General features: G+C 41.8%; 24 protein-coding genes. 23 read left to right on the top strand and 1 reads right to left on the bottom strand.

The genetic code is table 11. The features are described 5' to 3' along the window. Positions 1-18: 18 nt before the first annotated feature. The 6 genes from DBR43_RS10160 (at position 19) to DBR43_RS10135 (ending at position 5,735) form a co-directional block, all read left to right on the top strand. Complete coding sequence (locus DBR43_RS10160; protein WP_124580326.1) at positions 19-708, top strand: SDR family NAD(P)-dependent oxidoreductase; 690 nt, start codon at positions 19-21, stop codon at positions 706-708. 34 nt (positions 709-742) lie between these two features. Further along, positions 743-1,492 (top strand): PspC domain-containing protein, encoded by a 750-nt coding sequence (locus tag DBR43_RS10155; protein ID WP_124580324.1) that lies wholly within the window; start codon positions 743-745, stop codon positions 1,490-1,492. Positions 1,493-1,510: 18 nt separating this feature from the next. Beyond that, positions 1,511-2,443: a LiaF transmembrane domain-containing protein gene (locus DBR43_RS10150; RefSeq protein ID WP_124580322.1), complete on the top strand. Its 933-nt coding sequence runs from the start codon at positions 1,511-1,513 to the stop codon at positions 2,441-2,443. A gap of 34 nt (positions 2,444-2,477) precedes the next feature. Then, positions 2,478-3,098 (top strand): RDD family protein, encoded by a 621-nt coding sequence (locus tag DBR43_RS10145; RefSeq protein WP_124580320.1) that lies wholly within the window; start codon positions 2,478-2,480, stop codon positions 3,096-3,098. 44 nt (positions 3,099-3,142) lie between these two features. After that, positions 3,143-5,110, top strand: coding sequence for a (E)-4-hydroxy-3-methylbut-2-enyl-diphosphate synthase (ispG, locus tag DBR43_RS10140; RefSeq protein ID WP_124580318.1), 1,968 nt, complete (start codon positions 3,143-3,145; stop codon positions 5,108-5,110). 115 nt (positions 5,111-5,225) lie between these two features. After that, positions 5,226-5,735 carry a DUF2911 domain-containing protein gene (locus tag DBR43_RS10135; protein ID WP_124580316.1) on the top strand — a complete coding sequence of 170 codons (510 nt, stop codon included), beginning with the start codon at positions 5,226-5,228 and terminating at the stop codon, positions 5,733-5,735. A 374-nt stretch (positions 5,736-6,109) separates the two neighbouring features. Here the strand turns inward: DBR43_RS10135 and DBR43_RS10130 are convergent, their stop codons facing one another. Continuing rightward, complete coding sequence (locus DBR43_RS10130) at positions 6,110-6,931, bottom strand: alpha/beta hydrolase family protein (RefSeq protein ID WP_124580314.1); 822 nt, start codon at positions 6,929-6,931, stop codon at positions 6,110-6,112. Positions 6,932-7,106: 175 nt separating this feature from the next. On the opposite strand from DBR43_RS10130, the gene hemA reads away from it, so the two are divergent. The 17 genes from hemA (at position 7,107) to DBR43_RS10045 (ending at position 25,951) form a co-directional block, all read left to right on the top strand. Next, positions 7,107-8,333 carry a glutamyl-tRNA reductase gene (gene hemA / locus DBR43_RS10125; protein ID WP_124580312.1) on the top strand — a complete coding sequence of 409 codons (1,227 nt, stop codon included), beginning with the start codon at positions 7,107-7,109 and terminating at the stop codon, positions 8,331-8,333. A 24-nt stretch (positions 8,334-8,357) separates the two neighbouring features. Further along, positions 8,358-9,938 (top strand): hydroxymethylbilane synthase, encoded by a 1,581-nt coding sequence (gene hemC / locus DBR43_RS10120; RefSeq protein WP_199756997.1) that lies wholly within the window; start codon positions 8,358-8,360, stop codon positions 9,936-9,938. Between the two features lie 12 nt (positions 9,939-9,950). After that, a complete protein-coding gene (gene hemB / locus DBR43_RS10115; protein ID WP_124580308.1) occupies positions 9,951-10,919 on the top strand; it encodes a porphobilinogen synthase in 969 nt (322 codons plus the stop codon). 12 nt (positions 10,920-10,931) lie between these two features. Continuing rightward, the gene (hemL, locus tag DBR43_RS10110) at positions 10,932-12,305 is read left to right on the top strand and encodes a glutamate-1-semialdehyde 2,1-aminomutase (RefSeq protein WP_124580306.1); all 1,374 of its coding nucleotides are present in this window, start codon (positions 10,932-10,934) and stop codon (positions 12,303-12,305) included. Between the two features lie 68 nt (positions 12,306-12,373). After that, complete coding sequence (locus DBR43_RS10105) at positions 12,374-13,210, top strand: sensor histidine kinase (RefSeq protein WP_124580304.1); 837 nt, start codon at positions 12,374-12,376, stop codon at positions 13,208-13,210. Between the two features lie 5 nt (positions 13,211-13,215). Further along, entirely contained in the window at positions 13,216-13,920 is a 705-nt protein-coding gene (locus tag DBR43_RS10100; RefSeq protein WP_015809248.1) for a response regulator transcription factor, read from the top strand. Beyond that, positions 13,920-14,435 carry a hypothetical protein gene (locus DBR43_RS10095; RefSeq protein ID WP_124580302.1) on the top strand — a complete coding sequence of 172 codons (516 nt, stop codon included), beginning with the start codon at positions 13,920-13,922 and terminating at the stop codon, positions 14,433-14,435. Before DBR43_RS10100 ends, DBR43_RS10095 begins: the two co-directional genes overlap by 1 nt. A 15-nt stretch (positions 14,436-14,450) precedes the next feature. Beyond that, positions 14,451-15,473, top strand: a complete 1,023-nt coding sequence (gene hemE / locus DBR43_RS10090; protein ID WP_124580300.1) for a uroporphyrinogen decarboxylase — start codon at positions 14,451-14,453, stop codon at positions 15,471-15,473. Positions 15,474-15,540: 67 nt separating this feature from the next. After that, a complete protein-coding gene (locus DBR43_RS10085) occupies positions 15,541-16,086 on the top strand; it encodes a CopD family protein (protein WP_124580298.1) in 546 nt (181 codons plus the stop codon). Between the two features lie 84 nt (positions 16,087-16,170). Continuing rightward, positions 16,171-16,737, top strand: a complete 567-nt coding sequence (locus DBR43_RS10080; protein ID WP_199756995.1) for an RNA polymerase sigma factor — start codon at positions 16,171-16,173, stop codon at positions 16,735-16,737. Beyond that, complete coding sequence (locus tag DBR43_RS10075; RefSeq protein WP_124580296.1) at positions 16,718-17,446, top strand: hypothetical protein; 729 nt, start codon at positions 16,718-16,720, stop codon at positions 17,444-17,446. Before DBR43_RS10080 ends, DBR43_RS10075 begins: the two co-directional genes overlap by 20 nt. Before the next feature lie 24 nt (positions 17,447-17,470). Continuing rightward, complete coding sequence (locus DBR43_RS10070) at positions 17,471-18,277, top strand: outer membrane beta-barrel protein (protein ID WP_124580294.1); 807 nt, start codon at positions 17,471-17,473, stop codon at positions 18,275-18,277. Between the two features lie 103 nt (positions 18,278-18,380). Next, positions 18,381-18,977, top strand: coding sequence for an RNA polymerase sigma-70 factor (locus DBR43_RS10065; protein ID WP_124580292.1), 597 nt, complete (start codon positions 18,381-18,383; stop codon positions 18,975-18,977). Between the two features lie 76 nt (positions 18,978-19,053). After that, positions 19,054-20,220 carry a FecR family protein gene (locus DBR43_RS10060; protein ID WP_124580290.1) on the top strand — a complete coding sequence of 389 codons (1,167 nt, stop codon included), beginning with the start codon at positions 19,054-19,056 and terminating at the stop codon, positions 20,218-20,220. A 273-nt stretch (positions 20,221-20,493) separates the two neighbouring features. Then, the gene (locus DBR43_RS10055; RefSeq protein WP_158622475.1) at positions 20,494-23,793 is read left to right on the top strand and encodes a SusC/RagA family TonB-linked outer membrane protein; all 3,300 of its coding nucleotides are present in this window, start codon (positions 20,494-20,496) and stop codon (positions 23,791-23,793) included. Positions 23,794-23,805: 12 nt separating this feature from the next. Further along, positions 23,806-25,239, top strand: a complete 1,434-nt coding sequence (locus tag DBR43_RS10050) for a RagB/SusD family nutrient uptake outer membrane protein (RefSeq protein WP_124580286.1) — start codon at positions 23,806-23,808, stop codon at positions 25,237-25,239. Continuing rightward, a complete protein-coding gene (locus DBR43_RS10045) occupies positions 25,220-25,951 on the top strand; it encodes a DUF4843 domain-containing protein (protein ID WP_158622474.1) in 732 nt (243 codons plus the stop codon). The genes DBR43_RS10050 and DBR43_RS10045 overlap by 20 nt, the downstream gene beginning before the upstream one ends. Positions 25,952-25,953 lie beyond the last annotated feature (2 nt).

Genomic DNA, 25,953 nt, shown 5'->3' with positions numbered 1-25,953 from the left:
CTGCCAAATTGAGATAAAATGAATGCGGTAATCACGGGTGCTACCAGAGGAATCGGAAAAGCCATCGCCATTAAGCTGGCAGAAGGCGGATATAACCTTGCTGTTTGTTCCAGGAATGAAGCAGAGCTGTCTGCCCTGGTCGAAGAATTGAAGTATACGGGCGTTTCTGTCTTTACTTATGTTGCCGACCTGGGCGATAAAGCTGAGCTTTATGCTTTCTGTGAAGCGGTAAGGGAGGAAATGACGGAACTGAATGTTTTGGTGAACAATGCGGGGATATTTATGCCGGGAATCCTCCTGGATGAGGCGGATGATTCATTAGAGAATCAATTGAATCTGAACCTTTTGGCCCCTTATTATCTTTCTAAGTTTTTCGGTAAAATGATGCGTACGCAGCGTTCCGGGCATATTTTCAACATTTGCTCTGTGGCGAGTAAAGAAATTGTAACAAATGCAGGAGGTTACAGTGTAACTAAATCGGCCTTGCTTAGTCTTAATGATGTATGCAGAGGGGAGTTAGCTGAATACAACGTTAAAGTAACGGCCATTTTGCCGGGATCAACATTGACCTCATCATGGGAAGGAACAGAAATTCCTGCTGAGCGTTTTGTACAACCTGAAGATATTGCCAATACCTTATACACGATTTTAAATTTAAGCGATGGTGTAAACGTTGATGAAGTGACCCTGAAGCCAATACAATTTTAAAGAAAAAATAAATAAAGAAAAGGAGGAAAGTATTATGGACAAGCGATTATTTAGAAATGAGCACGACAAAGTTGTAGCAGGTGTTTCATCCGGAATTGCAGAGTATATGGAGGTTGATGTAACCATAATCAGGCTGTTGTTTGTACTCTCTACTATATTTTTGGTGGGTACGGGCGTATTGGTATATATTGTAATGTGGATCGTTGTTCCGGTGAACAATGACCCTGCAGCAAAATTCTCAAGATTTAACGATTATTATAAAGGGCAGAAAAACAATCCGTTTAACTCGCCAAATGCGTTTACGCAACCGCAAAATGCGGCTGAACCTACCGGAAGCAGTTCTTCTACAGGCTGGACTTCCTCAGGTATCAATGAAGATCCTTTTAAAGCAAGCCCTAAAATGACTGATTTTGGTAAGCCCTTTCAAAAGAGCAACAACGAGACTGGAAGGACAGTAGGTGGGTTATTTCTGTTAGTGATCGGACTTTACTTTCTGATGAACGAATTTAACATCATTCCATTCTGGTTTAGTCTGGGTAAATTATGGCCATTGGTGTTTGTCGCCATCGGGGTAAGCTTTATCATGAAGGGTAAAAATAAAAATGCCTGGGAAACCTGGAAAAGTCAGCAGGAACAAGGTAATGCAGGAACTGCGCCTAACGGCCCTTCTGCACCCGTAGATCCGGTAAGCCCGGTAAATCCTGAAGGCGTTCAGCCAACAGTAAACCCGGAGCCGGGTACTGATGCACCTGCTGAAGACAGGTTTACTAAACATGACCATTAAAAATCTAAATCTATACAGATGAAAACGGATAGAATAATATGGGGTATTGTGCTGTTGTTTATCGGCGGCGTACTCCTTCTCGAAAACTTTAATATCATTGATTTCTACTGGCGCAGTGTATTCCGCTTCTGGCCTATATTTCTGATCATTGCTGGTGTAAATATTTTGTTCAGCAGGAACAAATCCCAGGTTGGCGGAATCGTTTCCATCGGAGTACTCGTTATTACCCTGGCGATATTGTTTGTGAAAGGACAACAGGTACCGGAAAACAGAGACCGCTGGCTTGGAGACCGTATTAAGGACGATATCAATTCTGAAGAAAATTATGAAGAACTGAGTTTTTCGGAGCCCTATGCTGATTCTCTGGCAAAAAAAGCCATTCTGAACATCTCTGGTGGTGGTACTTCCTTTGATTTAAAAGGAGAAACAGACAGCCTGATTAGTGCAGAGGTACAAAAAAGAGCAGGTGTATTTTCTTTACAAAACGTGGTGTCCGACAGTGTGAGTAACCTGACTTTCAAAATGAAAGGGAAATCCGGCTGGTCAATGAGTGACGGAGGCAATGATGTAGACCTGCGCCTGAACAAAAAACCGGAATGGGAAGTGCACATGAGCATGGGTGCAGGAGAAGTGAATTTTGATTTCACAGAGTATAAACTGCGTGCCTTTAACTTTGATGGTGGTGCAGCAGCACTGGACATTAAATTCGGTTCCTTACTTCCGATTACAGACATCAATGTGAAAACGGGTGTGGCGGATGTTAAGATCAATATCCCTACGGAGTCAGGATGTAGAATTAAAACCAAAACAGGTCTTTCTGCTAAAGATTTTAACGGTTTTACCAAGCTGAAAGATGGTACTTATGAAACGCCGAATTATAACGCTTCCACCAAAAAGATATTTATCAATTTGGATGGAGGATTGAGTAACTTTGAAGTGAAACGTTACTAAACGCTAAAGTTCATCAGTATATAAATATTTAATAATGGAAAGTCCTGTTACAGGAGAATACACAGTTGTCATTAACGGAAAGCCTACAGGACCTTATCCATTAGCATCATTACAAAACTTAGAAATCCTTCCGGGAACCTTTGTCAGGAAGCCTGGAATGGATGATTATAAAGAAGCTCACGAGTTCCCTGAACTGCGTGAGCTTCTTGGTTTTAAATACAGCAAAACTGCCCCTCAGTATTTTGCATCTTTTGACCAGCGTTTACTCGCCTCGGTTTTAGATTACTTCTTTATTACCATAGGATATGCGTTGCTGGTCTTGCTGAGCTTTCTCTTTTTAGGAGAGAAAAACGAGAGGATTGCTGCGATCGTGATCGGACTTCCCATCATTCCGGTGGTGAAATTCTTTTATAGCAGTATTGCCGAGGCCTCTGTGAAACAAGCGACGGTGGGCAAAGCATTGCTGGGCATCAAGGTGACCAATGTAGATGGAAACCGAATCAGCCTGAGCAATTCTTATGGCAGGAATGCAGCAAAGATCTTATCTGTCCTTCCGGTATTCTTTGGCTACCTGTATAGTTTTCTAAACCGGAAGCAGCAATGTTTTCATGACCTCATTGCGGACACACTGGTGACCAAGGAAAGACTGATATAATAAACATAATCTTTATCTTTGCTTCATATTTGTATCGTAAATTGATGGAAGACGTATTTGTTCAAAAAGAGTTAAATGGTGGATATTGTAATAGTTTAACACAATATTCCAGGTTCCTTACCCGCGAGGTAAACATAGGTGACATCCCTATGGGGGGCTTGAATCCGATTCGGATTCAGTCTATGACTACAACAGATACGATGGATACCATCGGTACAGTTGAACAAACCATCCGTATGGTGAATTCGGGCTGTGAATATGTACGGATCACGGCTCCAAGTATCAAAGAGGCTGAAAATCTGGCCAATATCAAGAAAGAATTGCTTTTCCGCGGATATAAAGTCCCTCTGGTTGCGGATATCCATTTTACGCCCAACGCTGCGGAGTCTGCGGCAAGAATCGTAGAAAAAGTAAGGGTCAACCCGGGCAATTACGCTGATAAGAAACGTTTTGAAAATATAGAATACACCCAGCAGGCCTATCAGGCGGAACTGGAGCGTATTTATAAGAAATTCACTCCTTTGGTAAAAATCTGTAAAGAATATGGTACTGCCATGAGAATTGGTACCAACCATGGTTCCTTATCAGATCGCATCATGAGCCATTACGGCGATACGCCGAGGGGAATGGTCGAATCGGCAATGGAATTTATCCGCATGTGCGAGGATCAGAATTACTATAACCTGGTCATCTCCATGAAGGCCAGCAACACACAGGTGATGGTGCAGGCTTACCGTTTGCTCGTTGCAACGATGGTGAAAGAGGGGATGAACTATCCTTTACACCTTGGTGTAACTGAGGCTGGCGATGGAGAAGATGGCAGAATCAAATCTGCTGTCGGCATTGGCGCTTTGCTGGAAGATGGTCTTGGAGATACCATCCGTGTGTCCCTGACAGAGGATCCTGAGTTCGAAGCACCGGTAGCAAAGGCCCTTGCCTTAAGATACGAGCGCAGAGCACTGTTAACTGACCTTTCCACGGAAAGAGAAAAAATCAGGATACAGGACCTTCCATATCAGCCGTATGAATACAACCGCAGGCAAACAAAGCCTGTACAGCATATCGGCGGACATCACCATCCTGTAGTGATGCTGGATGTATCAAAAGAAAACTTAAAAGACCCTTATTTCCTGGGAGCTGTAGGTTATAAATATAGCGCCGGACTGGATAAATATAATATGGCCGATCAGGCCTGTGATCTGGTTTATCTGGGCGACGGGCTTCCTTCATTCTCCTTTCCGGGAAACCTGAAGCAGATTTATAACTATCAGACCTGGCTGGGACTGGCGGATAAAAATAATTGTCACCCTTTACTTCCTTTTTCAGATTATGAAAAAGCAGCGCTAAAGGACGAACACTTAAATCTGGTGAGCATAGATGCAGTTGAAGCATTAAATGCCAACCTGGAAATTCTTCGGGAAAATGTGGTACTGGTGGTAGAGGCCAATGCCTTGCATGGAATGGCAGCTCAAAGGGAGCTCTTTATAAAACTTTTAAAGGATCAGCTCCAGATTCCTGTTATCATTAAAAGAACCTATCCCGAACTGAATGCAGACGACTTAATGTTGTACGCTGCAACGGATCTTGGGGCACTCTTTACCGACGGACTGGGGGATGGTGTATGGATTAATGCAGCCGAAACAGTTGGTCTTCCTTTAGTAAATGCGACCAGTTTTGGAATCCTGCAGGCTACCCGAACCCGTATTTCCAAAACGGAATATATCTCTTGCCCAAGTTGTGGCCGTACTTTATTTGACCTTCAGGAAACCACCCAGCTGATCCGTTCCAGAACCGATCATTTGAAAGGGATCAAGATTGGCATCATGGGTTGCATCGTGAATGGTCCTGGTGAAATGGCAGATGCCGATTACGGCTATGTAGGTACCGGGCCTGGAAAAATCACTTTGTACCGTGGTAAAGAAGTGGTCAAGAAAAATGTAAATGCAGCACGTGCCCTGGATGATCTGATCGACCTGATCAGGGAAGACGGAAACTGGGTTGAAGTGAAGTAGGTTATCCCGATGGTATTGTCACAATTCTGTGGCTATAAGTGAGTTATTGTGATTTCAGACTGTTTTCTTCTATTTTTTTTCAGCATCTTAGAGTTCTAAAAAAACCTTATTGATTATGAAAAAGATATTTGTATTAACCTTATTTGTAAGCCTGTTTACACTGGTAACAGCTTCAGCGCAAGAGAAGAAGAAAGCAAGCCCTCCTGCCAGCGTAAAAGAAACCATCAGCTCCGGAACCACAGTTAGCATCGACTATAGCCAGCCTTCCGTAAAAGGAAGAACCATAGGCGTTGAAATTGCTCCATTTGGAAAAGTATGGCGTACAGGAGCTAATGAAGCCACCGTATTTGAAGTAAGCAAAGCTGTAAAAGTTCAGGGAAAAGACCTTGCCGCAGGCAAGTATGGCTTGTACACGATTCCTGGTGAAAAAGAATGGACCATCATCTTCAACAAAACCTGGAAGCAATGGGGAACCAATTACACCGAGGCTGATGATGCTTTACGTGTTATGGTAAAACCAGGCAAAGCATCAACGCCGACAGAGCAAATGACCTTCAAAATTGAGAAATCAGGAAAAGTAAGCCTGCTGTGGGGTACCACTGTTGTTGCCTTTACTGTAAAATAAAATCTGAGTTCCCAATTAAGCTAAGTTTTGCTCCAAATTAAACATGCTCTTGATTAAGGTCCGGATCAGCTAAGTTTTGCTCCAAATTAAACATGCTCTTGATTAAGGTCAGAATCCAGCTAAGTTCTGCTCTAAATTAAAGATGCTCTTGATTAAAGTCAGAATTCAGCTAAGTTCTGCTCCAAATTAATCGCCCTCTCACTGAGCAAGATTAAAAGAAAAAAGAGATATGTTATGAAAAGGCCTAGGAATTTTGCCCCCTTCAGGGCAAAGGTTCCAGCCTTCGAATAATTTATCTCTTTTTTCATGTAATGAATTCTCCTTTAAAAGCTACTTCTAATGATTTCATCAGATAACCGCTCCAAAAGACGCTTCTAATTGCCCAAAAATGCCAATGTCTTCTCACATACCTGCTGCAAATGCACCGGCAACTCAGATAACGTGTACGGATGTGAGGCGCCAAAAACATGGTTTGCACCTTGAATCTTATGAATCTCTGCCTTCAATTGTTTTTGAGCCAATTCCTGCGCTACACTGAACTTTACATTCACATCCTCATCACCATGTATAATCAACCAGGGAATAACAATCCTTCCTGCAGCCTGTACAATGTCAAACTCGTCCTTATGTGTGTTAAAATCCTCTAAAAGCGTACTATTCAATGGCATTTTCTCCTTCGTACGTGCGTTCTCTACAAATATCCGACCTGTCTTTACCCATTCTTCTTCCTGCTCCGCTTTCCATAAACTCGAAAAATCGGCAATAGCTGCCCAAGTAACCAGCTTACTGATCCTGGAATCATTTGCTGCCTGAATAACTGCTAAGCCACCCCCGCGACTATGCCCAATCAAATAAACAGGTACACTTGGATAATGCAAACTTACATAGCCAATCACTTCATTTAAATCGGTCAGTTCTTTGCTCACCGTATTTGAAGAAAAAGCCTCCAAATCCGTTACATCTTTTAAATTTTCTGACGTAACCCCGCTGTGTGACAGGTTAAATTTAAGATATCTGTATCCTTTTTGTGCAAAATAGCGGGCAACGAGATGATGTGCACCCCAATCTTTGAAGCCTTTAAAGCCGTGAACAAAAATTATAATTGCCGGATTTATGGATTTATCGTCGTAAGTACAGTCGCCAATAATGGGTTTCCCTGATGATCCGCTTAATGTAAACTGCTCGTTTATAATCATATATGAAAAATAATAATGTATTCACCTTATATAACAAACTTAAAGAAAAGATGTTTAGACAATCATTCTATTATTTGAAATCGTTCTAAATAGCTCTTAATTACTCCATAATGACAGTGAAATAACGTTCGGTTGTTACTTTTGTTACGCTAAAAATAAACAGGGATACGACATTTTGGAATATTTAAAGATCATTGCTTTTACGCATAAACATATTGACCTAAAAGCATTGGGTAAATTGGTGATATGTGAGCAGACATTAGACGACAGATTGAGAAACATTCAATCGGAGTTAGGTGTTAAAGAAATATTCTACATGGGAACCTGCAACAGGGTTGAGTTTGTATTCACTTCCGCCCACACGCTGGACAAGCAATTCATCACCCGTTTTCTTACGGTATTAAATATGGGATTACCCGAAGAGTACATGGATAAGTTCGTAGAGAACGTTTCTGTATATGAACAGGGTGCTGCCTTCAATCATTTGTTAAGAACTTCCTGCTCATTAGAGAGTCTGGTAGTAGGGGAGAAAGAGATTCTTGCACAAGTCAGAAAAGCTTATGAAACCTGCCGCGTTGCCGGGTTCACAGGAGACTATATGCGGATGATCATGGGTAGAGTGGTAAAGACCGCAAAAGAAGTATATACCCACACCAACATCTCAAAGAATCCGGTTTCTATCGTTTCTTTAGCTTATCGCAAGCTGCGCGACCTAAAAATGTCCGCCACCTCCAGGCTCCTGATCATCGGTGCCGGTGAGACCAACAAAAACATTGCTCAGTATCTTAAAAAACATAAATACTCCAACTTCTCCATTTTCAACAGAACATTAGAAAATGCAGAGGTGTTGGCCAAAGAATTAAACGGTACCGCTTATCCGCTTACCGAACTGGAAAATTACAACCAGGGATTTGATGTCATTATTACCTGTACAGGTGCTACTGAACCCATCATTACTAAAGAAATCTACACAAAACTTCTGAATGGAGATACCGGTAAAAAGACCATCGTCGATTTAGCGATTCCTAACGATACCGCTGCTGAAGTGGTTGCAGAATTCCCCATTCATTTTATAGAAGTTGAATCTCTTAAAGAGATTGCCCGCAAAAATATTCAGGAACGTTATGATGAGCTGGTGAATGCCGAGCACATTATAGAAGAAAATATCAAGGACTTTGAATTGGTATTACGTCAGCGCAAAATAGAGATTGCAATGAGTTCTGTTCCTCAGAAAATCAAGGAAATTAAGCATACTGCTATCAATGGCGTCTTTGCCGACGAGATCAACAGTCTTGATGAAAACTCAAGATTGGTATTGGAAAAAGTGATGAATTACATGGAAAAAAAATGCATCAGTGTTCCAATGGTTATGGCAAAGGAGATATTGGTAAAGAATAGCTAAATTTGCGGAAAAATTAGCATTAACGTGAAAAGACTTATTATCGGTACAAGAGGCAGCGACCTGGCTTTATGGCAAGCCAACTTCATTAAGGACAAACTTGCAGAGATTGGTGCTGAAGCCGAATTGAAGATCATCAAGACTCAGGGAGATAAGATTTTAAACCTTCGGCTGGACAAGCTGGAAGGCAAAGGATTCTTTACCAAAGAGCTTGAAGAAGAACTATTAGGTGGGACGATCGATATAGCCGTACACTCTCATAAAGATTTACCTACTACACATCCGGCAGGCTTAACCATTGCAGCGGTAACAGAGCGTGAAGATCCTTCCGAGTTGTTACTGATCCTGAAAGACTGTGTAGACATCAAACAAAAGCTTTCCCTGAAAACGGGAGCAATGGTGGGGACTTCTTCCAACAGACGTAAAGCACAAATGCTTTCTTTGCGTTCAGACCTGAACATCGAAGATTTAAGGGGCAATGTGCCTACCAGAATCCAGAAACTGAGAGATGAAGATTATGATGCGATTTTATTGGCTAAAGCTGGTGTAAACCGTCTGAACATCGATCTTTCAGAGTTTCATGTAGAGGTGGTAGATACCACAGAGCTGGTTCCGGCTCCTGCACAAGGTGCCCTGGCGATTCAGATCAGAGAAAATGATCAGGAATTGTCTGACCTGTTGCAGCAGTTAAACCATCAGGAAACGATTGAGGCCATTGGTGTGGAACGAAAGGTATTAAACCTGTTTGAAGGCGGGTGTCACATGCCATTGGGTTGTTATTGCAAGAAAGAAGACGGAAAATATGAAATCTGGACTTCCAAAGCAGAAACTGATGAACACTTCCCTGACCGTTATTTTTGCCGTGTAGATAGCTTAGAAGGTGTTGCAGAACAGATTGTAGCCAAATTTAACCCGGATAGAAAATTACCTTCCAAAGTATTTATCTCCAGAGAAATTGGTGAACATAGCTATTTTAGAAAAGCATTAGAAAAGCATAAGATAGAAATTGAAGGCAGATCGCTGATCCGTACGTTCCCGATTGTGAATGTATTGGACCCTTTCTACCTGAAACATATAGACTGGATCTTCTTCAGCAGCCGCAACAGTGTGGAGTATTTCTTCAACCTGAAGCCATTGTTGCCTAAACATGTAAAGTTTGGGGTAGCAGGAAGAGGGTCTGAAGATTCTTTGAGAAAAGCAGGACACCTTGCTGATTACGTTGGCGAAGGTGGTGATATTGATGAGGTAGCTGATCTTTTTGCAGAGCTGGTAGCTGGAAAAACAGTGTTGTTCCCAAGGGCACAGGACTCTTTACTGAGCATCCAGAAGGCATTAAAGCCAGATACGAAGGTAGTGGACCTGCCTATTTATGAGACTGTGATTGAAGAGGATGTAGACCAGACTTATGCGGAAGTACTGATCTTTACCAGCCCTTCCAATGTTGACGCTTATTTTGTAGAAAACTTATTAGAACCCGGACAACAGGTGATTGCGATCGGAAACTCTACAGGAAAGAAATTTGATGAGATGGGTGTAAAATACATTCAGCCTTATTCTCCTGATGAGATCGGATTGGCGGAAGCTGTTTACGGAATAGATATAAAATAATAAATAATTGATATGGTGCACCGTCCGCGTAGATTGAGAAAAAATCCTGTAGTGAGGGAAATGGTAGCTGAAACGAGGTTATCTAAAGACATGTTTATTTATCCGTACTTCATCGTACCGGGTAAGAATGTAATTCATCCTTTAGAAGCGATGCCGGGAATCAGCCATTTTTCTGAGGATACTTTATTGAGCGATGTGGAGAAAGGTTTGAAGCTTGGTGTAAACAAGATCATGCTTTTTGGTGTAGGTGATGAGAAGTCCGAGGATGCGGCTTCTGCTTATCATGATCATTCCCTGGTTCCTTCGGCAGTTCGTCTGTTAAAGAAAAATTTTGGGGACGACTTATACATTGTGACCGATGTTTGCGTTTGTTCTTACACAACTCATGGACATTGCGGAATTTTAAAAGACGATTACGTTCAGAATGACCCCACGGTAGAGGTAATTGCTAAAATGGGACTGACACATGCGCAGGCAGGTGCCGATATGCTTGCCCCATCGGATATGATGGATGGAAGAATTGCTGCAATGAGACATTTACTGGATGGACAGGGTTTTGTAAACACAGCGATCATGTCGCATGCTACGAAATTTGCTTCTGCTTATTACGGTCCTTTCCGTGAGGCAGCAGATTGTGCACCCAGTAAGGGCGATAGGAAAGCTTACCAGATGGATTTCAGAAATGGAAATGAAGCTTTGAGAGAAGCTTTGCTGGATGAAAGTGAAGGTGCAGATGTATTGATGGTGAAACCTGCTTTGGCTTACCTCGATGTGATGCATAACCTGAAACAACATACAGATTTGCCGATCGCATGTTACAATGTTTCCGGCGAATATTCTATGGTTAAAGCGGCTGCGCAAAGAGGATGGATTGATGAGCAGAAAGTAGTAATGGAAACGATGCATGCCTTTGCGCGTGCAGGAGCAAGTATCATTACGACTTATCACATCAGGGATATGGTTGAAAAGAATTGGTTGTAAGGAAATAAAAATATGTTAGAATCTTTAAAAAAAATGTTTTCAGGAAATGAAGGCGACATGCCGGTAAGTACGGGCAGTAAACCTGATATTTCAAGGGAAAAGTCGGCAGAACTGTATGAAAAAGCTAAAAACTATTTTCCGGGAGGAGTAAACTCTCCGGTAAGGGCTTTTAAATCAGTATATGGCACTCCTTTGTTTATTCAAAAGGGAGATGGCTGTTTTGTATGGGATGCCGATGGAAATCAATTTATAGATTTTTGCGGTAGCTGGGGTCCGTTAATCCTGGGCCATAACCATCCAAAGGTTAGGGATAAGGTGACAGAAGTAATGCAGAACGGGATGAGCTTTGGCGCACCTACAGCTTTAGAAAATGAGCTGGCAGAACTGATCATCAAAAACAACAAATTTGTAGAAAAAATCCGTTTCACGAGTTCAGGTACAGAGGCCGTAATGTCGGCAATCAGACTGGCACGTGGATATACAGGTAAAGATAAGATCATCAAGTTTGAAGGTTGTTACCATGGACATACCGATTCTTTATTGGTAAAAGCAGGTTCAGGCCTGGTTACTTTCGGAGAAACTTCTTCGGCGGGTGTTCCTAAATCTTTCGCTCAGGAAACAATTGTGATTCCTTTGAATGATAAAGATGCCATAAAAGCAGCTTTTGAGCAATTTAAAGATGAAGTCGCAGCAGTGATCATTGAAGGTATTCCGGCAAACAACGGATTGTTGATGCAGGATGTGGAATACATCAAATACTTAGAGAACATCTGTAAAGAAAATAAAGCTTTATTGATTTTTGATGAAGTAATCACCGGGTTCAGATTAGGCTTTGAAGGTGCTGCGGCACATTATGGCGTTAAACCTGATATCGTAACTTATGGTAAAATCATCGGTGGTGGATTGCCTGTAGGAATGTATGGCGCTTCGGCCGAAATCATGGGACATATTTCTCCTGATGGAGGCGTTTACCAGGCAGGAACATTGTCGGGCAACCCGGTAGCAATGGCTGCAGGTATCGCTCAGTTAACTGAATTGCTGCGTTCTGGATTCTATAAAGAATTGAACAACAAAGCGTCTGAGTTTGCGGAAAGCATTCAGCGTTTTGCTACGGCAAGGAATTACAAACTGAAAGTATTCCATGTAGGTTCTATTTTCTGGATGGCATTTACAGACAAAGACAAGATCCAGTCGGCGGATGATATTGATCCGGCAAGCATGGAGAAATTTAAAGTACTGCACAGGGAATTGCTGAACAGGGGAATCTATATCGGCCCGTCGGGATATGAAGTAGGTTTTGTTTCTGCAGCACATACAAAGATCGAACTGGAGAAAGCGAAAAGAGCGATCCTGGAGAGTCTTGACGTGGTTTTCAGAAATAAGTAAATTAAAAAGTATATTTATAGTATATAAAGCGGGGCACCTTGAAGAAATCAATCGTTATATTTTATTTCATGTTACTGTACTCTTTGGTACAGTTGATCTCCTGGGGAACGCTTGTCGTAAAACTGGAGCCTGCAAGGATGGCGATGGTAATGGGAGAGGGATCTGTATTCTTATTCCTGTTATGTGTGGGTGCCTACTTTTTGCATCAGTCGATCAAAAAAGAGGACCGTTTAAGAGAACAGCAGCAGAATTTTTTACTTTCTGTAACGCATGAGCTTAAATCGCCCCTGGCTGCTATAAAATTATCTATACAAACGATTATCAAGCGCGATCTGGATAAAGCCAGACAAACATCTCTGCTTAACAATTCCTTAAAGGACATTGAACGTCTGGATGATTTGGTGGAAAATATGTTGCTGGCCACAAAAATGGAAAATGGTTCTTATTCTTTCTTTAAAGAAGAGTTTGACTTTTCTGAGATGGTGACTAAAATTACGGACCGTTTACAAATCCACTCCTGTGGATGCGAGCAGGTGATTACCTTATCGGTAAAGCCTGGCATAAAGGTAGTTGGAGATCAGCTTTCTTTGTCTTCAGTGGTGACGAACCTGGTCGAAAATGCTGTCAAATATTCAGGTCCCTGTATGCATATAGATGTCGAATTGGCGGAAAAAGATGGTCATGCGTTTTTAAGGGTTTCAGATAAGGGCCCGGGTATTCCTGATGCAGAAAAAATGTTGATTTTTGATAAATTCTATCGCGTAGGTAATGAGAATGTAAGAAAATCAAAAGGCACAGGATTGGGCCTGTTTATTGTTAAGGAAGTATTACAAATGCACGACGCTGATATTAGCGTTAGAGATAACGTACCGCAAGGTGCTATTTTTGAAATCACATTTAGTTGATAATTATGCAACAGAAATTAAGAATACTACTGGTTGAAGATGAAGACCACTTATTAGATGCTATAAAATTAAACCTTGAACTTGAAGGATACAAAGTTCATGCAGTAAAAGACGGAAAAACTGCTTTAAAAGTTTTTAAAGAAGAACGTTTTAACCTGATCATTCTGGATGTTATGCTTCCTGAAATGGATGGATTCCAGGTGTGTGAAACCATCAGACTGGAGAACACAGAAGTTCCAATTCTTTTCTTAACGGCCAAAAACACAAGTGAAGACCGTGTAATGGGATTGAAAAAAGGAGCTGATGATTATCTGGTAAAACCGTTTAACCTGGAAGAACTGATCTTAAGGGTTGGAATTCTGGTAAAACGCAGCATGAAAGCGGATGACCTTAAAGAAATCAATTCTTACAAAATCGGAGATAAAACGATCTATTTCAACTCTTTTGAATTGAAACAGGACGATGGTGTAATTGTTCCCCTGACGAAGAAAGAGACGATGTTGCTGAAATTGCTGATCGAACGTAAGAACGAGGCAGTGTCACGTGAGCAGATCCTGGAAACGGTATGGAACTATGATGTATATCCATCTACCCGTACGATCGATAATTTTATCCTTACTTTCCGTAAGTATTTCGAACCAGATCAGAAAAACCCGGTGTATTTCCATTCCATCAGAGGTGTAGGTTATAAATTCACGGATATTCATTAATGTATAACGCAAAAGGCAGGTATGCCCTGATGGCACTCTTCGTGATTGCGGCAGGAGTATGCCTTTTTTACGATCAGATTCAACTGGCTGTTTTGGCCGGTTTTTTCTTTGCCTTTGTGATCTGGAGCCATTTCAAACACAGCTCCATTTTACTGGCCTCCAAACATTTTAAGAACGGAGATTACGAAAAAACAGAAAAGATATTGGCAGAAGTACCTAATCCCGACCGGTTAGCCCGGAACAGGAGAGGGTATTATGAATTTATGCGTGCCAATATCGCGCTGAAAAGAGAAGAATATGATGTGGCAGAACATCATTTTCAAATTGCCAGCCGCTTTCCCCTGGGAGGAAAGAACGATAAGGCCTTTGTATTGATCCACCTGGCCAATCTGGCCCTTAGAAAAAAGGATGCAGTACGGACAAAAGCATATATCGAAAAGGCTAAAGAGCTGGCAGTGACCCCAAAGGCACAAGAGATAATTAATAAAATAGAGCAAGAAGCAAACCGCTTATAAACAAACAAATTACACATGAATACGTTATTTTTAGATGCCGCACTTTCAAAGCAAACAGAACGTCCACCGGTATGGATGATGCGCCAGGCAGGTCGTTTTATGCCTGAGTACTGGGAAATCAAAAACAAATACTCTTTCCTGGAGATGTGCAAAACGCCTGAAATTGCTGCCGATGTAACGATGTTACCTGTTGATTTGTTGGGAATCGATGCCGCTATTCTTTTCTGTGATATATTAGTCACCGGAGAAGCAATGGGTGGAGATTTGAGCTTTACTCAGGGTGTTGGTCCTAAATTCGCCAATCCGGTACGTAATGCACAGGATATCGATAACCTGAATGTGGATGTACTGGACAAACTGGAATATGTAGCTGATGCGATTAAAGTGATTCAGCAACGTTTAAACGGCAGTATTCCTTTGATTGGTTTTGCCGGTGCACCATTCACCGTAATGAGCTACCTGGTAGAAGGTGGTTCTTCAAAAGATTTCAAACTGACGAAACTGTTGATGCACAATCATCCGGAACTGGCACATCGCTTACTGGCGAAAATTGCGAAAGTTACTGCAGATTACCTGAACCTTCAGATTGCTGCAGGGGTAAATGCCATCCAGATTTTTGATAGTTGGGCACTGGCTTTATCATGGAACGATTATCAGGAGTTTTCTCACCGTTATATTCAGGAAATCATTGCCAACTTAAACAGAAAAGATATTCCTGTCATTTCCTTCTGTAAAGGAAGTTCCGTATTTGCTCCGATCATGGCTGAGGCTAAACCGGATGTGATCTCGGTAGACTGGAATGCGGATCTTTTAAATATTAAACAAGCACTTCCTGCAGGTATTGCAGTTCAGGGTAACCTGGATCCACATATTTTATATGCGGATAAACCGGTGATCAAAAAACACATCCTTCAATTGTTTGAGCGTATGCGCGGGGAGAATGGATTTATCTTTAACCTTGGCCATGGTATCATGCCGGATATTCCGTTTGATAACGTGAAATATGCGATTGAAGTGGTTAAAGAATTCAGATACTAAAATATAATAAAGAGGCTATTTGAACATCAAATGGCCTCTTTTTAAGTTAAAACAAACAAAACAAAAAATGGAATACTATCGCTACATACTCTCTGTTCACATCATCTTTATGGTAAGCTGGATGGCGGGATTGTTTTATAGTGTTCGCCTGTTCATCTATCATGTCGAAGCAGAGGATAAGCCTGAAATAGAGCGGAATATCCTGCAAAGGGAATATGAACGCATAGAAGCTAAACTCTGGCATATCATTACTACCCCTGCGATGGTGCTCACGGTTGTTGCCGGAGTCAGCATGGTTTGTCTGAGCCCTGTGTTGCTGCAAACTCCATGGTTTCATGTAAAACTGGTCTTTGTCGCATTGTTGCTTATCTATCATTTCATTTGTCAGAACATCATGTATCAGCTCAAGCTGGGCAAATGCAAAACAAGCTCATTTAAGCTTCGTTTATGGAATGAAGTCGCTACTATCCTCCTGGTAGCTATTGTCTTTACAGTGGTCCTTAAAAGCGCCGTAAATTGGGTTTACGGACTTATAGGTCTGGTTATATTTGCTGTGGTCATTATGCTTGCTGTAAAATGGTACAAACACTACAGGAAAAAGCACGACTGCTAACTCCTTTCTTATTCTTTTCATTTTATTTTCCTTTGCATGCAACCTTTCTGTTGTTATGCACATCTTCTATATACCAAACAGACAATGATTTTGACGCAGTATAAGATAGAGGAACTCATGGAAGGCTGTAAAGCCGGTAAGCGAAAGATGCAGGAAGCGCTTTATCAGCAAACTGCGTCGAAAATGCTGGCGGTTTGTATGCGCTATGCAAAAGACAGAATGGAAGCCGAAGATGTATTGCAGCTGGGTTATATCAAGATCTTTCAGAAGGTTGCAGAATATAGAGGGGATGGTTCTTTTGAAGGCTGGATGAGAAGGGTAATGGTCAACACTGCGATTGAAAGTTACCGCAAAAATCTGAGGACCTTAAATGTGGTGCCGATTGAAGATGCTTATGAGCAACCTTCGGCAGGCTTTGATTTTAGCCGCCTGGGAATGCAGGATTTATTGAAAGTGATACAAAAGCTTTCAGACGGATACAGGATGGTATTTAATATGTATGCCATCGAAGGATATTCCCATAAAGAGATTGCTGCAACACTTGGCATTTCTGAAGGGGCAAGTAAATCGCAATTGTCCAGAGCAAGGGCGATCTTAAAAGAGGAGATTATAAAAATGGAGGGTATAGATTATGCAAGCTATGCAGGATAAAGATTTTGATCAGTTGTTTAAAGACAGGTTTGAGGAGGCCGAAATTCAGCCTTCTTCCAACTTATGGGGCAATATTGAACAGGAACTGGCACCAAAGAAAAAAAAGGCATTCCCGGTATATTGGGCGGCAGCGGCAGTAGTGGTCATTGCGACGACAATTGGTTTGCTTTCTCAGAGAACTGAGCCTTTAAAATTGCAGGGAAATACTGCTGAAACTACCGCACAGGTAGAAAATGTGCCTGTAGCAGTACCTAAGCAAAACGCTTCAGTTGAGGAACCTGCTGATCTGCGTCCTGAGAGTACACCATTGGTATTGGCTCCGAAAGTGAAGCTGGAGAACCTGGTCCGCAAAAATAGCCAGATGGCCTTGCAACCAAACGAGGAGGTTAAGCGTCAACAGGTTAAAGTTGCGGATGTTGTTCCTGAGCCGAAAGAAGAAATCAAACCTGTGCTTACGATGGAAAAAGAGATCATGATTGCAAAGATAGACCCGCCGGTGGTACATGAGCAGAACAATCAAATCGCAGAGACAGAAGTCAGGGAAAGAAAAGGCATCCGGAATGTAGGAGACGTGATCAACTTTGTGGTGGATAAATTAGATAAAAGAGAAAATAAAATTATACAATTCAAGACAGATGATGACGACAACTCTTCTTTAATAGCGGTCAACATTGGCATTTTGAAATTCAATTCGAGAAAGAACAAATAAGATAAGAAAGAACAAACCAACCATATGAAACGATTATTACTGACAACACTTTTGGTAAGCGGACTTGCCGGTGTTATGACTCAAAGCGTATTCGCACAACAGGATAGTACCCGTACAAAACGTAGATTAACCATCTCTGTAGGTAGTGAAACCGGGATCTCTATGCGCAAGGTGGAGAGTGACAGCGTAAAAAAGGCAAAAGCTTCGGAAGGTCGTTTTATCGGAGGAATTACTTTTACCCGCTTAGACTGGGGTTTCACCAGGCTGGTAGATAACGGTAGCTTTTCTTTATCCAAAGACAACGAATTCCTGGATTATACCGGCGGCAAATCAAGTACTTTCTCCTTTGATGTATTGCAGTTTGGCTATCGCTTCAATCCAAATTTTAAGGTTTATGTGGCAGGAGGTTTTGACTGGACCATGATCCGTTTGAAAAAGAACATCACGCTACTCAAAAACAGCCCGACAATGGCTTATACTGAAGAAGATATTAACTTCTCAAAAAACAGGTTGTCCAGCAGCTATGTACACATTCCGCTGAACTTTGAATTTCGTACAAAAGAGAATGCCAGTGGAAAACGTTTTTACTTTGTCTTAGGTCCTGAAGTGGCTTTCCTGTTAAATGCTAAAGTAAAACAGATCAGTAAAGAAAGAGGAAAAGAGAAGTTTAAAGACGACTATAATTTTGAACCTTTCCGTTATGGTGGAACCGTTCGTATTGGTTATGGGGCAATTGGTCTCTTTACTAAATACTATTTCAATGATATGTTTACCACTACTGCTCAAAAAGGGCTGAGAAATATGTCCTTCGGTATCACCTTAGGATTGTAAAAGAACACACGCACACAAATATAATCGGTCCTGTAGCCTTTGGTTACAGGATTTTTTTATGGAATCCCGTTAATTTGCTACATTCGTCCGGGGATCAATAATTATGTATGAATATAATAAGCTAAGTGATAGGGAATTGTACGGCCTGTTAGCTCATGACAATGAAGACGCATTTACTTTATTGTATCAACGGTATTGGAAGCGGCTTATCTATAAAAGCATGCTGAAACTGGAATCCCATACCGATGCCGAAGAAGTGGTTCAGGATGCTTTTATAGACCTCTGGAACAGCAGGCACAGAATCCAAATCCAACATAGTTTTCCTACTTATATTGCGGCTGTTGTCAAATACAAGGTGATGGCCAGAATGGCCAGTAATAAAAAGCTTGGCCACCAGGGGGTGCATGACATCGATCAAATGATGGTGGCAGATAACTCCACACAGGAATGGCTGAATTTCTCCGACCTGCAGCTGGAGATTGAAGCAGCAGTTCAGGCTTTGCCTGAAAAATGTCAGCTGGTATTTCGTATGAGCCGGGAAGATGGCCTCAGTGATCAGCAAATAGCCGAGTCGCTGGACTTGTCAAAGAAAACGGTAGAAGCCCACATCAGTAAAGCCCTCAGGTCTCTCCGGAAATCTATTCGTCGGTTTTTTGCTTTGCTTCCTGATTTTAACCGACTGGTTTTCAGTCGTTCATAGCCAATTGTTTATTTTTTTGATACCCAACTAAGGGTAGGGCCTAAATCTTATACACTATATAAGAAAAGCAACCTGAATGAGAGAACCTGATAAGGCCCGGTTAAAAGAACTGGCTGATAAATGGTTAAAGGGAACCATTACGTCTGAAGAACGCGAACTGCTGGACAGCTGGTATGACCTGAACGGTGAGGAACCCGTTTTATGGGATGGTCCGGACAGCACTGAAAGCGAGCTGCGGGGCCGGCTGTTTGCCAATATTCAAAGTAACAAAGCAAATGTAAAGGCTGGCTTCAGGTATCAGAAACTGGTCAGGATTGCTGCCGTATTGCTGCTCCTGTTGAGTGTGGGGACCTATTTCTTTAATCTTAGGAATAAGCCGCTGGCAGTACCTGATATCACAGCGATTCAGCCTGGGGGTAATAAAGCCTTTCTGACCCTGGCCAATGGCGAAAAGATCAGTCTGACGGATGCGGATAATGGTGCATTGACAAATCAGGCAGGGATAAAAATCAGTAAGACTGCAGATGGGCAACTGGTCTATACCGCCTGTACTTCCTGCGCTAAGGATGTCGAAAGTACAGCCGTCAATACCATTGAAACGCCAAGAGGAGGTCAGTATCAGGTACATTTACCTGATGGAACGAGGGTTTGGCTCAATTCTTCCTCGAAGCTGGTGTATTCCATCTTATTGAATACGCAGCAGGAACGTAAAGTACAGTTAACCGGAGAAGCCTATTTTGAAGTCGCCAGAAATGACCAACGCCCTTTTATTGTCCAGACCAGAGTGCAGGAGTTAAAAGTCTTGGGAACGCACTTTAACATCAACAGTTATATCGAAGAACCTTATATCCGTACTACTTTGCTTGAGGGGCGTGTACAGGTTAGCCTTATGGAAAAAGATGCGTCACAACAGGCGAAGGAAAGTGTCATTCTGAAACCGGGAGAGCAGTCTTTAATTGCAGGAAAAGAGATCAAAGTAGAGAAAGTAAATGCCGGGAATACGGTCGACTGGATCAATGGGTATTTCGTGTTTAACAAGGAAAGCCTGGAAAGCATTATGCGCAAGATCAGTCGCTGGTATGATGTAGATGTCAGTTATGAAAATGAGGCTGCCAGACAACAGGTTTTTAGCGGTACTGTTTCCCGCTTTAAGAACATCTCCGAGTTGCTGGAAAAACTGGAATTAACCGGTCCGGTAAAGTTTACCATAAAGGGTAAGCAAGTCAAAGTCGAATTACATTAAATTTTATAAATCAACTAAACCAACCAACAAATGAAAAAAACACCTTCCCGATGTCCTTAGGTAACGATTAAAATCTGGAAAAACCAATGCCCGACGGCCATCGGACATTGGATACACATTCAGGTTCATTGCAAAAAATAGCGTTACTAACCCATTCTATTACAAATAGAAACCTAAACAGATCAAATGTATAAAAATTCTACACACAAGGGGTGCAGGCTTCCCGCCTGCGCGATGAAATTTCTGCTGAGGACAGATAAAAAGAAAATACTGATGCGAATAAATTTAGTTACCGCACTACTGATTGCCGGAATGGCACATGTGGGGGCCGCCGGCTTTGCTCAGCGTGTGCTGCTCCATAAAAAGAATATGGCACTGGAAGAGGTATTTATCGAATTTCGGAAACAAACAGGGTATGATTTTCTATGGCAGCCAGATCAGCTGAATGCCTTAAAAACAGTTGATATAGACCTTCATAATCAGCCATTAGAAACTGCACTGAAGTCGGTTCTTGCCGGGCATGGCCTGGTTTATATCATTAAAGATAAAACGGTCATCATCCGAAGGGATGAAAATCTTTCCCAAAGAAGCCGCGTTTCAGCAGATCCGCCTGTAAAAGGGAAGGTGCTGGATGAAATGGGAATCCCATTGCCAAATGCCAGTATCCTGATCAAGGGGAAAACGGAGGTTTTTAAAAGCAATGAGAAAGGCGAGTTTAGCTTTAACGTTCCTGAAGATGCGAGGGTATTGGTTTTTCGTTATGTAGGTTACCAGAACAAAGAAGTGGAAATTGGGGGCAAAAAAGATTTTGTGGTACGCCTGGAGCCGGAAAAGAAATCACTGACAGAAGTGGTGATCAACGGGATTTCTGAGCGTCCAAAGGAAATTTATACCGGCGCGATTACTACGCTTTCTGCGGCAGACCTTAAAAAGGTTAGCGCTCAAAATGTATTGTCGGCAGTATCTGCAATGGATCCTTCCTTTCGCATTATTGAAAATAATACCATTGGTTCGAATATAAATGCGCTACCGGATATACAGATCAGGGGAGGTTCCGGCTTTCCGGACATCAAAGGAAGTTATACCGGAAAGCCAAATCAGCCATTGTTTATTATGGACGGATTTGAAGTGCCTTTGCAAAGGGTTTTCGATCTGGATATGAACAGGATTGCTTCGGTATCTCTTTTAAAGGATGCTGCGGCAACTGCGATTTATGGCTCGAGAGGAGCAAATGGCGTCATGGTCATTGAAACGATTAAACCGAAACGCGGGAAATTAAGCATTACTTATAACAATGATTTTAAGTTGTCTATGCCTGATTTATCTGACTATAACCTCTTAAATGCGAAAGATAAACTGGCATTGGAAAAAAGCGCCGGATTGTTTGGTGCAGAAGGAGATGATTATACTCAGGTATACGATGAGCAATACAATATCCGCCTGAAAGCGGTAACGAGAGGGGTAAATACCGATTGGCTCGCGCAACCTGTCCGGACCGGATATTCAGATAGAAACACGCTGTATGCTGAAGGCGGAGATGATTTTGTACGTTATGGATTGCAATTCACAAAAGGTACTGAGCGGGGTGTGATGAAGGGCTCAGACCGGACCAATTACTCCGGGGAGTTCTCCATTTCCTACCAGTTTGAGCAATTTAAATTTAGAAATTCCCTGACAGTAAATACCAATAAGGCAAACAATTCCCCTTATGGTAATTTTGCGCAGTATACCTTGTTAAATCCTTACTGGAGTATTTATGATGATGAAGGCCGGATAAAGACAAATCTCGATGAGGGGTATTTTGACAAGTACCGCAGGCCTTCGATGTTCGCTAACCCGATTTATAATACCACTTTAAGGTCTAAAGATTTTACATCTTATCAGGAATTTGTCAATAATTTTTCTGCGGAGTGGTTTGTGAGCAGAGCCTTACGTTTTGTGGCCAATTTGAGTTTAACCAAGCAGAGTACGAATTCAGATGAGTTTTATTCTGCGCAACACAGCAAATTTGCAAAGTATCCGGAATCAGATTTCTTCAGAAGAGGCTCTTATACGATTAGAAATGGAAAGATGCTCAATTATGAAGGTAATCTGGCCTTTAATTTCGGAAAATCCTTTGGCAAGCACACGCTTTACGCTGCTGGTGGTGTCAATATCGCAGATAATTCAACGGATTTCAATCAGTTTACGGCCGAAGGTTTTCCCAACGACAGACTCGCTGATATTACTTTTGCCAAGCAATATGAACTCAATGGCAAGCCATCGGGTTTGGAGGAAGTAAGCAGGCGGATTGGCTTTTTCTCCAATGCAAACTATGCTTATATGGAGAAATACCTTCTTGATGCTTCCTTCAGGATGGATGGCTCTTCTCAGTTTGGTGCAAAGAACCGTTTCGGTAAATTCTGGTCGGTCGGAACTGGCTGGAATATGCACAAAGAAGCTTTTATGAGCGGGCTAAAGTTTGTGAACAAACTGAAAATTCGCGCCAGCTATGGTTCACAGGGAGGGTTAAATGTACCGGCGTATCAGGCCATGACCACCTATAGCTATTTTACCAATTTAAATTACCGCGTTGGCGTAGGTGCCTTTTTGCTGGCCCTCGGAGATGAGAATTTAAAATGGCAGAATAAACTATCCACCAATGCAGGTGCTGATTTTCTCCTGTTCAATGAACGGCTGGATATTTCTGTAAATTATTATCATGACTTGACTCAGAATGCCCTCGCAGATATTACTACGCCACCATCAGTGGGGTTCGGTAGTTACAAGGCGAACTTTGGAGAACTGGTAAACAATGGTTTTGAAATCACTTCCAGATTTGTGATCCTGAAACAAAATACAGCGAGAGACTTCTACCTCGGCATCAGTGCATCAGGGGTTCAGAACAGAAATAAGATCCAGAATGTGGGGGCCATTTTCAAGAAGCTGAATGCTGATCAGGATAAAGGTGATCAGACCGCACCAAAAGTGCGTTTGGAAGAAGGCTATTCTGTGAATACCATTTGGGCGGTTCCTTCGAAAGGGATTGATCCGAGTAATGGTAAGGAAGTTTTTGTAAAGAAAGATGGGAGTCTGACCAATATCTGGGACCCTGCAGATAAACAGGCCATGGGTAATCTAGAACCGGATCTGGAAGGTCGTTTTGGTACGTTTGCGGGATATAAAGGGTTTAATCTCAATGTGATTTTTTCCTATAAATTTGGCAATCAGGTCTACAATTCTACCTTGATTCAACGTGTCGAAAATGTTGATCCTGCATTTAATACCGATAGAAGGGTATATGAACAAAGGTGGAAATCTCCGGGTGACCTTACTTTTTATAAAGATGTAAAGGATAAAACGATCACAAAAACCTCATCGAGGTTCATTCAGAATGAAAGTGTCTTTGCCTTGCAATCTGCTTCTTTATCTTATGATTTTGAACAGAAATTTCTCCAAAAAATCAGGCTTCAGAACCTTCGCTTATCATTTTATATGAATGATATTTTCAGAATATCAACTGTAAAACAGGAAAGAGGATTGAATTATCCTTTTGCCCGTTCTGTTTCTTTCTCCCTTAGAACCACGCTATAAACTTCAAAAAATATGAAAGATTTTAAAATACTGATCACAGGGATACTCCTTATTTTCTTTGCCGGAAGTCTGGGGAGCTGTAAAAAATGGCTGGATGTTCGCCCTTCTTCTCAGATCAAAGAGGCAGAATTGTTTGAAAATGAACTTGGATTTAAGGATGCGCTATTGGGTGTATATTCCAAAATGTCCAGCCCGGACTTGTATGCAGATAACCTGACCATGGGCTTCCTTGACGTATTGGCACAACGTTATGCAGTTAACAATACAGGGCATAAGTTATATTATGCACAGCGATATGATTACCTGAACATCAAAATCAGACCAAGGATTGATGCGATCTGGAATGAGATGTACAACACCATCGCAAATGCCAATAACATTCTCGGGCATATCGAAGAGAAGAAAGGTGTTTTCACCGGAAGTAACTTCAACCTGATTAAAGGAGAGACCCTCGCACTCCGTGCTTTTATGCATTTCGACCTGCTGCGTCTTTTTGCCCCGGCCTATAGCAAAGGCGGTAATGTTGCCGGGATTCCTTATGTGAACCGGTTGAGCACCACTACAAGTCCGCTTTCCACGATTGATGAGACACTTGCTTACATCATTGCCGACCTTAAAGAAGCAGAAGCCCTATTAGAAAAAACAGATCCGCTTAACGGAGCGCCTTTAAATGGGGATGACCTTTCTAAGTTCAGAACAAACCGGATGAACTATTTTGCCGTCAAGGCAATTCTGGCGCGTGTTTATTTGTACAAAGGTGACAAAATCAATGCGGCTTTATGTGCAAAACAGGTAGTTGATGCTAAAAAATATACGTTCATTACCAGTGCAAACCTTACCGGAACAAGAAAGGACCGGACCTTTTCCACAGAGCATATCTTTTCCTTATACATCTCTAAATTGAACGAGCCGGCTTCAGAATATTTCAAATTCCGGGTTGCAGGGATTGACGCTACGGAACTTAACCATTCGGAAAGTAATATTAAAACGGTGTTTGAAGTGGCTTCCGGTGGTTCTACAGATTTTCGTTACGCCTATTTGTGGGAGATCGATCAATCTGTAAAATACCATTCAAAATTCTGGCAGGAATATTCAGAGGCGACTGTCAATGGAGGCATGTATGTTAAACTGATGCCGCTGATCAGAATTTCAGAGATGTTTTATATCCTGGCAGAATGTGAGACCAATCCGGTTACTGCTATCGGCTATCTGAACGAAATCCGCCTGAACCGGGGAATTTCAGCATTGTCAACAACTTTCAATCTGGATGGTGTAAAAGAAGAAATTCTGAAAGAGTATAAAAAGGAGTTTTTCAGCGAAGGACAACTCTTTTATTACTATAAAAGATTTAGTTATCCCAAGGTTCCCGGCTCTACAGTTATAGCCAATGATAAAGTATATGTTTTACCTGTTCCTGATAATGAATATGAGTTTAGAAATAAATAAAGCGATGAAGATCGCAGGCACCATGTGTCTGGTTATAGGAGCGCTGATGCTCAGTTCCTGTGTTAAAGATAAACTCATTATGTATAATGATGAGGCGCATCTGTATATTGAAAAAATAGCTGCTGATGTGAGTAAGGATAGTACCTCCTATTCTTTTGCGGTGAGAAAAGCGGAGGTTCTGCAGGATACGGTTTATGTAAAGGTCCGCATCATGGGAAAAGCAGCAAAATCTCCCCGTGAAATCCTCCTTGGGCCCTCCGAAAACAGTACGGCTATTGCCGGAAAGCACTACAGACTACTTCCATATACAATGCCTGCTGATTCTTTTAAAATGAGTTTGCCGGTTATTGTAATGCGGAGTCCGGATTTACTGAAAAAAGAAGTGTTTCTGGAACTAAATGTACTGCAGTCGAAAGATTTTATGCCTGGCATCAGCAAACAACTAAGCTACAAGATTAAGATCAATGATTTCTTTTCCAAGCCCGATAACTGGGATCAGCGGCTTGCGGTATTTTTCGGAGTTTTTAGTGAAGTGAAATTTGCCTTTATTTTTAAAACCCTGGGCATGTCGACCTTTGCTTATCCCGAGCAGGTTCCCTATAGCCAGATGACTTATCTGAAGATAAAGTTGAAAAATGCGCTTGCCGAAGAGGAGAAAATCAATGGCCTGATGATGGATGAATTCGGGAACAGGGTAACCTTTCCCAATTAAAA

The organism is Pedobacter sp. KBW06, assembly GCF_003852525.1.
GTDB lineage: Bacteria > Bacteroidota > Bacteroidia > Sphingobacteriales > Sphingobacteriaceae > Pedobacter.
Note: the sequence above shows the minus strand (reverse complement) of the source record. Positions and strands in the feature narration are given on the sequence as shown.